Annotated in this window: 18 protein-coding genes; 16 read left to right on the top strand and 2 right to left on the bottom strand. The window is 53.6% G+C overall.

All coding sequences use genetic code 11. From position 1 onward, the window contains the following. The first annotated feature begins 8 nt into the window (after positions 1-8). From QN399_RS00900 to QN399_RS00875, 6 genes are all read left to right on the top strand, one after another. Positions 9-449, top strand: coding sequence for a phage protein (locus QN399_RS00900; protein ID WP_330200406.1), 441 nt, complete (start codon positions 9-11; stop codon positions 447-449). Beyond that, complete coding sequence (locus tag QN399_RS00895; RefSeq protein WP_330200405.1) at positions 449-910, top strand: phage tail assembly chaperone; 462 nt, start codon at positions 449-451, stop codon at positions 908-910. The genes QN399_RS00900 and QN399_RS00895 overlap by 1 nt, the downstream gene beginning before the upstream one ends. A 186-nt stretch (positions 911-1096) precedes the next feature. Beyond that, positions 1097-2845 (top strand): phage tail tip lysozyme, encoded by a 1749-nt coding sequence (locus tag QN399_RS00890; protein WP_330200404.1) that lies wholly within the window; start codon positions 1097-1099, stop codon positions 2843-2845. Between the two features lies 1 nt (position 2846). Next, positions 2847-3449, top strand: coding sequence for a phage baseplate protein (locus tag QN399_RS00885; RefSeq protein WP_330200403.1), 603 nt, complete (start codon positions 2847-2849; stop codon positions 3447-3449). Continuing rightward, positions 3442-3753 carry a hypothetical protein gene (locus QN399_RS00880; RefSeq protein ID WP_330200402.1) on the top strand — a complete coding sequence of 104 codons (312 nt, stop codon included), beginning with the start codon at positions 3442-3444 and terminating at the stop codon, positions 3751-3753. Before QN399_RS00885 ends, QN399_RS00880 begins: the two co-directional genes overlap by 8 nt. Before the next feature lie 2 nt (positions 3754-3755). Then, positions 3756-4736 carry a hypothetical protein gene (locus tag QN399_RS00875; RefSeq protein WP_330200401.1) on the top strand — a complete coding sequence of 327 codons (981 nt, stop codon included), beginning with the start codon at positions 3756-3758 and terminating at the stop codon, positions 4734-4736. Here the strand turns inward: QN399_RS00875 and QN399_RS00870 are convergent. Beyond that, a complete protein-coding gene (locus QN399_RS00870) occupies positions 4733-5164 on the bottom strand; it encodes a hypothetical protein (protein ID WP_330200400.1) in 432 nt (143 codons plus the stop codon). The two genes, QN399_RS00875 and QN399_RS00870, sit on opposite strands and share 4 nt — an antisense overlap. 12 nt (positions 5165-5176) lie before the next feature. Here QN399_RS00870 and QN399_RS00865 point away from each other — a divergent pair, with 12 nt between their 5' ends. The 10 genes from QN399_RS00865 to QN399_RS00820 all read left to right on the top strand — a co-directional run bounded on the left by QN399_RS00865 (position 5177) and on the right by QN399_RS00820 (position 11585). Beyond that, a complete protein-coding gene (locus QN399_RS00865; protein ID WP_330200399.1) occupies positions 5177-5896 on the top strand; it encodes a Gp138 family membrane-puncturing spike protein in 720 nt (239 codons plus the stop codon). Position 5897: 1 nt separating this feature from the next. After that, on the top strand, positions 5898-6251 hold the full coding sequence (locus tag QN399_RS00860) for a hypothetical protein (protein WP_330200398.1): 354 nt from the start codon (positions 5898-5900) through the stop codon (positions 6249-6251). Beyond that, positions 6251-7429 carry a baseplate J/gp47 family protein gene (locus QN399_RS00855; protein ID WP_330200397.1) on the top strand — a complete coding sequence of 393 codons (1179 nt, stop codon included), beginning with the start codon at positions 6251-6253 and terminating at the stop codon, positions 7427-7429. The genes QN399_RS00860 and QN399_RS00855 overlap by 1 nt, the downstream gene beginning before the upstream one ends. 1 nt (position 7430) lies before the next feature. Further along, a complete protein-coding gene (locus QN399_RS00850; protein WP_330200396.1) occupies positions 7431-8090 on the top strand; it encodes a DUF2612 domain-containing protein in 660 nt (219 codons plus the stop codon). A 16-nt stretch (positions 8091-8106) separates the two neighbouring features. After that, positions 8107-9453, top strand: coding sequence for a hypothetical protein (locus tag QN399_RS00845; protein ID WP_330200395.1), 1347 nt, complete (start codon positions 8107-8109; stop codon positions 9451-9453). A gap of 10 nt (positions 9454-9463) precedes the next feature. Next, positions 9464-9820 (top strand): tail fiber assembly protein, encoded by a 357-nt coding sequence (locus tag QN399_RS00840; protein ID WP_330200394.1) that lies wholly within the window; start codon positions 9464-9466, stop codon positions 9818-9820. A 55-nt stretch (positions 9821-9875) separates the two neighbouring features. After that, positions 9876-10034: a hypothetical protein gene (locus tag QN399_RS00835; protein ID WP_330200393.1), complete on the top strand. Its 159-nt coding sequence runs from the start codon at positions 9876-9878 to the stop codon at positions 10032-10034. A gap of 213 nt (positions 10035-10247) precedes the next feature. Beyond that, a complete protein-coding gene (locus QN399_RS00830) occupies positions 10248-10466 on the top strand; it encodes a hypothetical protein (RefSeq protein ID WP_330200392.1) in 219 nt (72 codons plus the stop codon). Position 10467: 1 nt separating this feature from the next. Next, the gene (locus QN399_RS00825; protein ID WP_330200391.1) at positions 10468-11079 is read left to right on the top strand and encodes a glycoside hydrolase family 19 protein; all 612 of its coding nucleotides are present in this window, start codon (positions 10468-10470) and stop codon (positions 11077-11079) included. Next, positions 11076-11585 carry a DUF2514 family protein gene (locus QN399_RS00820; protein ID WP_330200390.1) on the top strand — a complete coding sequence of 170 codons (510 nt, stop codon included), beginning with the start codon at positions 11076-11078 and terminating at the stop codon, positions 11583-11585. Before QN399_RS00825 ends, QN399_RS00820 begins: the two co-directional genes overlap by 4 nt. 18 nt (positions 11586-11603) lie before the next feature. On the opposite strand, the gene QN399_RS00815 is transcribed toward QN399_RS00820, so the two are convergent. Next, complete coding sequence (locus tag QN399_RS00815) at positions 11604-11930, bottom strand: hypothetical protein (protein WP_330200389.1); 327 nt, start codon at positions 11928-11930, stop codon at positions 11604-11606. Positions 11931-12279 lie beyond the last annotated feature (349 nt).

The raw sequence follows: 12279 nt of genomic DNA, 5'->3' as shown, positions 1-12279 counted from the left end.
GATCAAACATGGCTACCTATAGCTTTCTGGATGTAAACGCCACGCTCGTTGGCGCTGGCGCAGTGCTTGATTTGGGTGCTGGATCTGCTAACGCAGAAGAAGGCATAACCATTACTCGCGCCGATGACAAAAACACCATGACCATTGGTGCTGACGGCGAAGGCATGCACTCGCTGCACGCTGGAAAGTCTGGCACGGTGGTATTCCGCTACCTGCAAACCTCGCCAACCAACGCCAAGCTCATGGCTCTGTATGATGCGCAGAGCCTTAGCTCTTCGTTATGGGGTCAGAACATCATCACCGTCACGAACAGTGCGAGTGGTGACGGTCACGGCTGCCGCTCTTGTGCATTCAAGAAGGTCCCAGACCTCACGTACAAGAAAGACGGCGGCGTCTACGAGTGGGTTTTTGACTCGATCAAAATTGACTCGATCCTTGGTACGTACTGATGAGCGAATTCGACCTCGACGAGAATACCTACCGCGTCGGCAAGCTTGACGCATTCAAGCAATTCCATCTGTCGCGCAAGATTGCTCCGATCATTCCCACGCTGATTCCAGTGTTCATGAAGCTCCAGGCTTCCTCCGCAATCGCCAAGGATAATGGCTCGACGCCGTCTCCGCTCAGCGGTGACCTGTCATCAATGGCGGAGGTAATGATTCCGTTCGCGGATGGTATCGCCGCGATGCCTGATGCCACTGCAGAATTCATCTTGGCCACTTGCCTTGGTGCTGTATCGCGCAAACAAGGTAACGCATGGTCTCCAGTCTGGAGTGCATCGCAGAACATCTGCATGTTCGATGATCTGGATATCGGCGTAATGATCCGGCTATCGGTTCGCGTAATAACTGAATCCCTCGGCCCTTTTTTACGCGGGATGCTTACCGGCCAGAGTACTCCCAAGGCCTGACGGTCGAACTGGCAAAGCTTCCAGGCGACGAGGATTGGCTGCTTATCCCAGTGCATGAGGGTATGTGCCGGTATGAGTCGCTACTTGATTGCACGCTGGACCTGGCCGACATCGCCAAAATGAATGATTCGCTACTGGTCCGAGCCGAAAACAAGGAGCGGATGAGGCGCGCGACGGAGAAATAGAATGGCTGACCAAGACGTCATCAAGGAGTTTCTGGTTGGCCTTGGCTTCAAGGTTGATCAGAAAGGCGCGAAGGACTTCACCTGGGGCATTGAAAACGCAACCAAAAGTGTTGCCAAGCTGGTAGCAACCATTGCGGGCGCGTCACTCACTGTTGCAGCCGGTGTAGCCGCGTTCGCGTCAAACCTTGAGGGCTTATACTTCGCCGCTCAGCGTACCGGAGCATCTGCTGAAAGCCTTAAGTCTGCCGAGTATGCCGCTCGCGGTCTTGGCGCTTCAGCTGAAGAGGCTCGCGGATCCATTGAGGGATTGGCTAAGTTCCTGCGTGACACCCCTGGCGGCGAAGACTTCCTGAAAGGCATTGGCGTGCAGACGCGTGACGCCAACGGAAACCTGAAAGACACTGCTGACATGCTCGTCAACATTGGTCAGAAGCTTAAGGCTATGCCTTGGTATCAGGCCAATCAGTACGCTGGCGTGCTCGGCATCGATGAGAAAACCCTGCGCGCCATTCAGGATGACAAATTTGGCGCGCAACTCGAAAAGAACCGCAAAAAGCTTAATGATAGTGGACTAGACCAGGCTACCAAGGATGCTCACGCATTCATGGATACGCTGCGAGATGTAGGTCTTCAGTTCGAATCGTTCTCGATCCTTGTGCAGTCGGCGCTGATGCGCAAGCTTGGGCCTGACCTTCAAAAATTTGAAATATGGTTCGAGAAAAACGGGCCGATGATTGCTGAACGGATCGCGGATATAACTCTGAAGCTATTGCAGCTTGTCGAACGATCAGGCCCTTATCTCCAAAAAATATGGGACTTCTTTTTGCAGCTTGATAATGCCACGGACGGCTGGAGCACCAAGATTATTGCGCTACTGGTACTGCTAAGCGCGCTTGGAGCAGCTCCATTAGTCGGGGGAATACTCAGTCTAGCAGCATCGTTTCTCAAGCTTGGCGGCTCTATCGCTGGGCTTTCTGGTGCTGCGGCAATTCTGGTTCCGTTGACCAGCGCCGCCGCGCTTATGTACTCGTCCAATCTTAATGAAGGCGAGGATAAAGAAGCCCAAAGGCATAACGACCAGCGCGGGAATGATGATGGTCCAGGAAAAAGCACGGAACCGTGGCGTCTACTGGAGCGCGGACAAACACCAGAGCAGGAAACTCGCGAGCGCGCGCGGTCTGATGCATGGAGAAAGCTGCAGGATGTCGATAAAGACAAGGCCAGTTTCGCGAAAGACTTCTTTAAGTCGGTAGGTTGGACTTCAGAGCAGGCGTCGGGAATAACAGCCAACTTGGCGGCAGAGAGTAATTTCGACCCAAAGGCTCTCGGAGACTTCTGGAGCGCCAGAGGTATCGGGCAATGGCACCCGGATCGGCAAAAAGACTTCAAGAAGTGGGCGGGATTTGATATTTCTGACGCCCGTTCAGACCTCATGAAGCAGCTTGAGTTTGTACATTATGAGCTTACGGAAGGGTCTGAGAAAAAAGCCGGAGCGTTGCTTCGAGCCTCAAAAAACGCCGAGGAATCTGGATCTGTTGTTTCTCGTTACTACGAGCGCCCCGGCTCAGACGAGGACACTAAAAGCAAAGAGGCTTTGACGCGCGGCGAGATGGCGGGCCAGCTCAATCAAACTACCAACATTACTGTTCACGGAGCGCAAGACCCTGCCGCCACTGCAAACGCAGTGGGCGGCGCACAGCAAAGGGTTAACCAGCAATTGGTGCGCAATATGAGCACTCCGGTGAATTGACATGCCTAACTTTGCAGGACTTATCACCATTGATCCAAAGCGATCCATTGGCAGCATCGTTGCCCAGGTAACGATGGAAGAGGTCGCCAATGATGAGCTTCAGATAACTGAGCACCCTGTCGAGCTCGGCGCAAACATCACTGACCACTCATTCAAGAAGCCCCCGGACCTGTACATCAGGTGCGGATGGAGCAATGCTAGTCTTGCTGGTGTTCTGGGTGGAATCACCGGCTTGGTGAGTGCGCTATCAGGAGGCAGTGCCTTCGGATCGGATTACGTATCCAGCGTCTACAACCAGTTGCTCGCGCTTCAGGCGTCACGCATTCCTTTCGATGTCTCAACTGGAAAGCGCCTTTACACCAACATGCTCATGCGTAGCCTTGGCGTGACGACGGACGAGAAAAGCGAATACACCCTGATGGTCATCGCTGTATTTAAGCAGATCATTATTGTGCAAACGCAGGCGACAACGCTGCCGCCGAAGGATGATCAGGCTCATCCGCAAGATACGGCCGAGACCTCTGACGCCGGAACCAAGCAGGCAATCGTAAGTGTGCCGGCGCCTGGCGGGTGGCAGCCACCAAACGGGGTAGGTAATGGCTAACTTTGAAATTCCAATGACGCCGACCCCGCAGACCTTTGTCGTTTCGTTATCTGGCGTCAGCTATCGACTGACCGCTCAATGGCGTAACTCTGAGGGCGCTGGGTGGGTTCTTGATATTGCTGATAATAGTGGCACGCCAATCATTCAAGGGATTCCATTGGTGACCGGCATTAACCTGCTAGATCAATACGACTACCTTGGCTTGGGCGGCGTGCTCTGGTGCCAGACGACTGCAGATCCTGATGCAGTTCCCACGTTTACCAACCTCGGTATCGATTCGCACCTTTACTGGTTTACGGAGTAGCAATGAGCGTACCTCAGTATCTCCGACAGATCAGTTTGAAGATTGGTGACGACAAGTCCGCTATCGACCTATCAGAGATGAGAATTCGGTTCAGCGTCCGGCGCGGCGATATAAGCACGCCGAATACCGCCGACATACGCGTTTACAATCTTAGCGATGCGACAACCAAGAAAATTGAAAAAGAATTTACTCGTGTCGTGCTGCAAGCTGGGTACGCGGGGAATTTTGGGATTATTTTCGACGGAACCATCAAGCAGGCCAGGCGTGGGCGGGAAAGCCAGACCGACACCTACGTGGACATCACGGCAGCAGATGGTGATAGCGCATACAACTTTGCCGTGATGAATGTTTCTCTAGCTGCAGGATCAACGGCTAGCGATCATCTCCAGCAAGCGCTGCAGTCCATGACATCGCGCGGCGTAACAATGGGGGATACCTCTGTACTGTCGGCGGCAAAGCTTCCAAGGGGAAAGGTTTTTTACGGGATGACTCGTGACTTTCTTGATGCCTTGGGGAAAACGCAAGATGTCAGCTGGAGTATTCAGGACGGACAGCTAACCCTAATTCCAAACACTGCGTACCTGCCTGGGGAAGTCGTAGTAGTTACGTCAGCCACGGGCATGATTGGGTTGCCGGAGCAGACTCAAAATGGGGTTACGGTGCGCACATTGCTCAATCCGGGCATTCGGCTTGGGCGACAGCTGAAGATCGATAACTCAAGCATCCAGCAACTCAGGCTAAACCCGGCCCCTCTGACTGAGAAATCTACTTCTCTGAGCCTTGTCCAGATAAGGCTGGATGCCGACGGCTTTTATAAGGTGTTGAATGTGAGTTTTTATGGGGATACCCGAGGCGAAGAGTGGTACTCCGAGGCGATCTGCATCTCAATAGACGCATCGGTAACTAACGGATCAATGATCAAGGCTGGCACTGGCATACCTGGCGCTATTGCAGAGCCAGGATCGGTTAGGCCGTTCGGCTAATGCTGACCCTTTAGACACATTCGTCCATTTTTATCTGCCTCTGTGCATGGCTGATAATTTCGTCGCTCATAAATTGATTTTGTAACCACTCCAAATCCTGATCCATCGACGCTTGCCGCCACATATGCATTTTCGGTGACTTGTAAGGACATGCCGTTTTCGAAGATTTGAGTAACTCCGCCGCCAAGTGTCCTGCCCCAGCAAGCCTCCATTGGCTTGGCCATCGTGGTGGTCGTGTATTGCCTCATATCTTTAGCGTTCACGATAGGTAGCTTACACGGACGAGCCTCATATAAGACCTCCTGCGCAGTTCGGGCGTCGAACTTGTCGCCAACAAACATATGGGTGGCGCCCGGATCTACAAGGATTGTTTCGGCAAGCGCGCATGGCGCCGAGACAACAAAAAGAATAGCTAAAACTCTCTTCAAGGCGATAACCCCATGAACATACTTGAGCGGATAGAAGACCCTCTTTCAGTATTGAAGGTCTCGCTGAGTGGCTGGCAGTCCAAAATCCAAACTTCCATGCCTGGAATAATTCAGTCGTTTAATGATAAGGCAATGACGGTAACCGTTCAGCCTGCGATTCAGGGCACGGTTCGTGATGAGCAGGGAAATATTAGCATCACCAACTACCCTCTGCTGCTTGATTGTCCAGTCCAGTTTCCGTCCGGTGGAGGATGCACGCTTACATTCCCGGTGGCGGTCGGGGATGAATGCTTAGTTGTATTCGCCTCGCGCTGCATTGACTCATGGTGGCAGTCGGGCGGCATCCAGACGCAAGCTGAGCTGCGCATGCATGACCTGTCTGATGGATTTGCTCAGCTTGGTTACCGATCGCAGCCACACGTCATCTCAGGCATCAGTCTATCTGCAGCACAATTGCGGACTGACGATGGTGCAGCGTTCATTGAAGTCAGCTCGGCCACGCATGTGATCAATATAACCACGACGGCGCCAATCAACGTTACTTCGACATCGTCAGCGAATGTGATCGCCCCAGTGATCAACCTGGCTGCATCCGGACAAGCGCTATTGAAGTTCGTGACATCTACCTTCCTGGCGCTGTTCAACAGCCATACCCACGCATCTAGCGGCTCCGGCGTGCCAAACACGCCGATGACTGATGTCCATATGACCACCACTGTTAAGGGCGGCTGACATGAGATACCGAAAGCTAGACGCCAACGGCGATTACTCCTTCGGCAATCAACAGGCCGACTTCTACCGCGATTCGCCCGAGGCAGTTGCCCAGGCGGTAGAGACTCGACTCCAGCTAAACCTAGGCGAGTGGTTCCTTGATACATCGGATGGCACGCCATGGAATAGCGAAGTGCTCGGCGAGCGTACCGTTGCTACGCGCGATGCCGCCATTAAGAAACGCATTCTCGGAACGACCGGGCTTACGCAGATCGATAGCTACGACAGCACCTTCGACCCCAATAGTAGAGCACTGACGGCGTCTGCGACGATTACTACGGATTACGGCACCACCACCATAAGCGAGACAGTCTAATGGCCTCATCGACCGCGCCGACCATCTCGGCAACGGGTATCACTGCGCCGACATATGCCGATGTCCTGAACTACCTGAAGACTTCCTTCCAGTCGATCTATGGCGCCGACACTTATCTGGAAAATGACTCTCAAGACGGTCAATTTCTGAGTGTTATTGCGCTGGCGATCAGTGATGCCAACGCCTCGGTGATGGGCTCGTATTTCTCTTTCTCGCCCAACACCGCGCAAAAGACAGGACTGTCCAGCAACGTTAAAATTAACGGCATTGCCCGCGCGGTACCGACCAACTCAGAGGCTGACCTGACTATTGTAGGCCAGGCTGGTACGCAGATTATTTCAGGAATAGTGCAGGATCAGTCCAGCAACAACTGGGCGCTTCCAGCGTTAGTTACCATTCCCCCATCCGGAACTATCACCGCAACCTCTATCTGTTCGACTCCTGGAGCGGTGGCGGCCGGCATAAACCAGATAAACAAAATAATCACCATGACTCGCGGCTGGCAAACTGCAACCAACGCATCGGCAGCCAGCGCCGGAGCTCCGGTCGAGACCGACGCCACTCTTCGCCAGAGACAGAAGACATCGACAGCGCTGCCATCCCGTACCGTTTTGGAAGGCACTACCGGAGCCGTAGCAAACGTTCCTGGCGTTACCCGTTATGCCACTTATGACAATGACACTGGTGCTGCGGACGCAAATGGTATTCCAGCGCACAGCATTGCGATTGTCGTTGAGGGCGGAGATTTAACTGCTATCGCCGCCGCAATCGCTTCCAAGAAAGGGCCTGGCGGTGGAACATTTGGAACTACGTCAGTAACAGTGCCCGATGCCTACGGCACGCCGATCACCGTCAATTTCTCTCGACCTACGTACAGAGCTATCGGTGCAGCGGTTTCCATCAAGGCGCTCACAGGGTTTGTAACGGCTACGGGAGTTGCGCTACAGCAGGCGGTTTCTGATTATGCAAACCAAGTAGCAATTGGTGGCGGGCCAAGCGGCACTGTTGAGTGGGCCGATGCCCTGACTGTCGCCAATAGCGTCCCATTTAGCTCGACCTTCAAGCTGACGGCTCTAAGCCTTAGTGGCCCCGGTGGTCCCGGCGTTCCGGACGTGCCTTTGACATTCAACCAAGCAGCAAGCTGCACGCCTGCGAGCGTAATCCTGACGGTGAGTTGATATGATAGATATCAGTAATTACACCGCAAAGATTACAAGTGAGCACTCCGATAAGCCTAAGTTCATGTTCATGGTAACGGCGGTCGCTCAGGCATTTGTTGATGTGTCGGCCGTTTCTGATGGCCTGCCTGATGACTTTGATCTGGATAATGCGGTCGGCGTGCAGATCGATGTGATCGGCTTGTGGGTAGGTGTCGGAAGAAACATCTCTACACCGCTGACTAGCGTGTATTTCTCGCTCGATACTGCTGGACTTGGGTTTGATCAAGGGTCATGGAAGGGGCCGTTCGACCCTGCGAATGGAATTACAACCCTAGATGACGAGACATACAAAACGCTAATAAGGGCCAAGATAGGGGCTAATCGCTGGGACGGAACACTTGAGCAGTCCAAGGAAATTATGGACCTGGTGTTTAGCGGGGATTCGCTAGTCTTTATTCAAGACAATCAGGACATGACGATCACCATCGGCGTAGCCGGAAAGGCGCCTTCTGCAATAGAACTCGCATTACTGACTGGCGGGTATATCCCGATCAAGCCTCAAAGCGTGCACGTCAACTACTACATCGCCCCAACAGCAGATGGCCCGCTCTTCGGGTTTGACGCATCCACTCAATATGTATCCGGCTTCGATCAAGGAAGCTGGGGGCAGATCTACTAAATAAATCGGGGTATGTATGGCAACGAATGACTTTCTGCCGTTCGGCGGAGCCGTGGGCGCTAATGTGATGACCCAGGCCGCCTATCTTGCTCTTGCTGCAAGGACTTCTGGCTTCTCTTCAGGTACTGCGAACTCCGCCCAGCTCAATAAAGCATGGCGTCAGTCTTCAATTATGGCCGCAATGATCGGCCAGTTCATCGCCGATCAATCCGGACAAAATGCTGTAGATGACGGGACAACTGCAACGCTTGAGGCTAACTTTCTCAGCGCCGCTAAAGGCGTCAGCGGTAATGTATTCGCCTTAGATACCGGCGTAGCTAACGCTTATGTTTGCGCCTTTGTGCCGGCCGTTGTTGCCAGATCCGAAGGCCAGGTTCTGCGCTTCAAAGTCAAAACCACAAACACTGGCGCTTCAACCTTCAATGATGGGTTAGGCGCCGTAGCCTTGGTAGGCGGCGCACAGACGGCACTGCAAGGTAGCGAGCTGATCGCCAACGGCGATGCCTGGGTACAGTGGAACACCTCAATCGGTGGCGGCGCTTACATTCTCCTGTTCTGTACCGGAGCGCCAGAACAAGTTGCTCCTGCCATTCAATCGCAGCAAGCTATCCAGCTTTCGCAGATGGCAGCGGTAGTGGGCGGCGTACGCAACGGAAAAATGTCGATCTCTACCGCTAGCGCTACGGCCACCTATACGGCCGATGAGATTGCAGTTAAGTCGTCACTTGGCGGCGCCGCATGGCTACTCAGCAACTTTAACAAAGCAATAAACCTTGCTACTTCCGGCGCTGGCGGGATGGACACGGGAACCGTTCCGGCTACTGGCTATATTGCAATCTATGCCACATATAATCCGACATCGGGTGTTTCGGCTTTACTCGCTGTCAATGCAACATCGGCATCGGCGACAGAGGTCTACAGCGGCGCCAATATGCCGTCTGGGTACACGGCGTCTGCCCTTGTTAGTGTGCAGCGAGTTGCCAGCAGTCTATTTACAGTAGGCTCGCAGACGGACAGGACCGTGTATACCGCGCTCACGACCGTACTCAGCACCTCCACTCAACAAGGCACGGCAACCGCCCTAAACATCAGCACTTACGCCCCCTTAAATGCCAAGTCGTGCCACGGTACGCTAACTCTGACCTCCAGCGCGTCCGGCTCTAACTTGGCGGCCTCAATTGGCGGATCTGGCGCAAGCATAGGGACCTTAACGCTGGCGATCTCTAACACAGGCGTAGGCGGCGGTATTGTTGCGCCGTTCCATGAGATACCAATCTCAACCCCTCAGACAATTTACTACGTGGACTCAGCTAGCACTGGGACCATTAGTTTTGCTGTAGCTCTTTCCGAATACACTTTTTAAGGAATTAAAGATGACTATTGCCTACGTTCAGTTTTCGGATGAAACAGAAACTAAAATCGTCTCTGTTTTCGGGGGGCCGCAAGATCCTAATGTCTATCCGAATCAGGGGGAAGTTGATGATACAGATCAGCGGTATATAGATTACTTCCACCCTCCCGTGGATATTGTTGCAGTTAACACTGCTGCTCAAGCGGTGCTATCCACCGCTGCATCAGTGGCAATGGTGCCGTACTTCTTGGCACAAAACCTTGGAAACGCCACGGACGACGACACCATTAAAGGTAAGGCCTGGCAGCAATACTACCGCGACCTGAAGTTGGTCGACCTAACTGTCGCCGATCCAACCTGGCCGACTATGCCCGAGTAACCAAATAGTCAAATCAGCCGCCTTCGGGCGGTTTTTTTGTAGCTGGAGAAAGCCAATGCTCGACATCTGCAGAGCTGTTATCCAGTGGGTATTCCTACTGGCCTGCAACATCGTCACGGATTTGCTCGGCCTGCTTGTCGTGGCTATTGCGATTCCGTTTCGCGTAGACGACATCAGCAAGAGCGATGGTCGCCCAATCGTCAACCTTCCGTGATGGGCTTGGCTGTTTGGTAACGATTACGACGGGCTGCTTGGCGACAAGCATGGCACATGGTCTGCCGCGACTCCGTTCGGACTGCCAGTTACATCATTCATTGCAATGTACACATGGGCCGCACTTCGAAACCCCGTCAACAACATGCGGCTCGTCTCGCTATGGTCGTGCCCGCTATCCAAGTGCGTGGCGACATTCAGCGGGCAAGGCTTTGTGCGCGACGACCCGAACTTCACTGGCTGGCAATTCGTGACCACGAAGCTCGTCGTGGGCGGATGGCGCCGCTGGTACTCGTTCTATTGGGTGCGTGCATGGAGCCCGACACACGCACTGGTTGTTCGGTTCGGATTTAAGGTCAATCCGCTGGATAACTTCGCGACCGAAGACGATGCCGGCATGACGACGAAAATCAACCTTTATAAGGCAGTGTGAAATGCCAATCACCCAGCAGCAGTTGCTGCAAATTCTCCCTAACGCCAGCCAAGTCGCTGGTGTTTTTGTGTCTGCACTGAATACGGCCATGGGCAAGTACCAAATCATCACGCCTCTGCGCATGGCGGCGTTCTTGGCTCAGGTCGGGCATGAGTCTGCGCAACTGACGCAACTGGTCGAGAACCTGAATTATGGCGCGCCGGGCTTGGTGGCTACGTGGCCAAGTCGATTTACTCCAGCACTGGCCGCTCAAGTGGCCCGCCAGCCCGAGCAGATCGCGAATATCGTCTACGCCTCGCGCATGGGCAATGGCCCTGCCGTAACCGGTGACGGTTGGAAGTACCGAGGACGCGGCTTGATCCAGGTAACAGGCTGGACGAACTATCAGGCTTGCGGCGCTGCACTAGCGCAAGACCTGTTGACGGCGCCCGAACTGTTAGAGCAGCCGATCTACGCCGCGCTGTCTGCCGCCTGGTACTGGGCAAGCAATGGCCTGAATACTTTGGCCGATGCCGGGAATCTCGAAGCGATCACTAAAAAGATAAATGGCGGCCTAAATGGTCAGCCTGACCGGCTCGCCCTCTATAACACTGCGCTCAAGGTGCTGGCATGACATCACTCTACACAAAGGCCGGAGCCTTCCTGCTGGCCATACTTTTGGTGTTCGGTGCGCTGTATGGCGCCTATCACCACGGCGAAACCCTAGCAAACGCTGGGTGGCAGGCTAAATGGGATGCAGAAGTAGCCAAACAGGCGCTGGCCAAGGCCAAGGCTGAAGAAGATGCGCGCGCGGTCGAACTCAGCAGGATCAACAATAACCAACAGGTGCAAGCCCATGCGATTCAATCGAACGTATCTGAAAAGTTTGATCATGCTACCACTGTTAGCATTATTGGCAGCGTGCAGCTCGCAACCGCAAAGCTGGCAGCCGATCCAAGTAGCTGCACCGGCCATTCCACCACTGCCACTGGAAGCCCGCCAACCAACCGTGCCGCAATGGTGCTATCCGACCTGCTCACGCGCGCTAACCAGCGAGCAGCAGACCTGGCTTCCCTTGCTGACCGTTCCCGAATAGCCGGACTAGCATGCGAACAGGCTTACGATGGGATCGGACAATAGATAGCGGTAGAGGCGGCGTTAAATTATTGTCGGCGCTATGGCCTGCTTGTTATCTCTACGGCGTTTCCGGTCGCGAAATACCAATACCGTAGCTCCGAGCAATATAAAAGATACTGGCCATGCCATAAGCACCACCAGTACGCCAGCCCAGACCGTCAGGCTATCTTCGTCTTCAATTTTAAACAGCCTCAGCAGGGACCTAAATGCAAAGCTCCGCTGAATCGGCTGAGGATTATCGTTTAGCCAGTTAGACATTTTCTGCGTGCACAGGCTTAAAAGTTCAATTGTGATCCAAATTAGCGAGAGAGCTACTGACGTTATGATTGCTGGATGAATTATGTCCATGACCAACTCCGTTTGATGGTGGGTCAGTATATTCGCGGATGAACAAATTCGTGTGAAATAGTTCAATTTTGTATAGGCGCGATTTCGGCAGTCCGTGATCCTGTCGCTGGCTTATCGGGACGAGCTATAGAGGATGTGTTCGGTCGGCAGGACGTCGGGGGAGGTCTGGGCCAATTCTTGGGCCAATCTTTGCGGATTGCTCAGGCGAGGGCAGGGAATTCAGCGCAAATACAAGGGGTCGATAGACTGCTAAAATGGCCCAATCCCCTGTATTTCCCGCACATTCCGTTATAAGCAAATGTCGCGTATTGCCAATAGCGCGCTGACTTCTGGAAAGACTGAAGCATTT

Source organism: Pseudomonas sp. 10C3, from assembly GCF_036346185.1.
Classification (GTDB): domain Bacteria; phylum Pseudomonadota; class Gammaproteobacteria; order Pseudomonadales; family Pseudomonadaceae; genus Aquipseudomonas.
This window is presented reverse-complemented; position numbering and strand designations above follow the sequence as displayed.

Coding starts and splice junctions, on each gene's coding strand:
- QN399_RS00900 (WP_330200406.1), top strand. CDS start 9: ATGGCTACCTATAGCTTTCTGGATGTAAACGCCACGCTCGTTGGCGCT.
- QN399_RS00895 (WP_330200405.1), top strand. CDS start 449: ATGAGCGAATTCGACCTCGACGAGAATACCTACCGCGTCGGCAAGCTT.
- QN399_RS00890 (WP_330200404.1), top strand. CDS start 1,097: ATGGCTGACCAAGACGTCATCAAGGAGTTTCTGGTTGGCCTTGGCTTC.
- QN399_RS00885 (WP_330200403.1), top strand. CDS start 2,847: ATGCCTAACTTTGCAGGACTTATCACCATTGATCCAAAGCGATCCATT.
- QN399_RS00880 (WP_330200402.1), top strand. CDS start 3,442: ATGGCTAACTTTGAAATTCCAATGACGCCGACCCCGCAGACCTTTGTC.
- QN399_RS00875 (WP_330200401.1), top strand. CDS start 3,756: ATGAGCGTACCTCAGTATCTCCGACAGATCAGTTTGAAGATTGGTGAC.
- QN399_RS00865 (WP_330200399.1), top strand. CDS start 5,177: ATGAACATACTTGAGCGGATAGAAGACCCTCTTTCAGTATTGAAGGTC.
- QN399_RS00860 (WP_330200398.1), top strand. CDS start 5,898: ATGAGATACCGAAAGCTAGACGCCAACGGCGATTACTCCTTCGGCAAT.
- QN399_RS00855 (WP_330200397.1), top strand. CDS start 6,251: ATGGCCTCATCGACCGCGCCGACCATCTCGGCAACGGGTATCACTGCG.
- QN399_RS00850 (WP_330200396.1), top strand. CDS start 7,431: ATGATAGATATCAGTAATTACACCGCAAAGATTACAAGTGAGCACTCC.
- QN399_RS00845 (WP_330200395.1), top strand. CDS start 8,107: ATGGCAACGAATGACTTTCTGCCGTTCGGCGGAGCCGTGGGCGCTAAT.
- QN399_RS00840 (WP_330200394.1), top strand. CDS start 9,464: ATGACTATTGCCTACGTTCAGTTTTCGGATGAAACAGAAACTAAAATC.
- QN399_RS00835 (WP_330200393.1), top strand. CDS start 9,876: ATGCTCGACATCTGCAGAGCTGTTATCCAGTGGGTATTCCTACTGGCC.
- QN399_RS00825 (WP_330200391.1), top strand. CDS start 10,468: ATGCCAATCACCCAGCAGCAGTTGCTGCAAATTCTCCCTAACGCCAGC.
- QN399_RS00820 (WP_330200390.1), top strand. CDS start 11,076: ATGACATCACTCTACACAAAGGCCGGAGCCTTCCTGCTGGCCATACTT.
- QN399_RS00815 (WP_330200389.1), bottom strand. CDS start 11,930: ATGGACATAATTCATCCAGCAATCATAACGTCAGTAGCTCTCTCGCTA.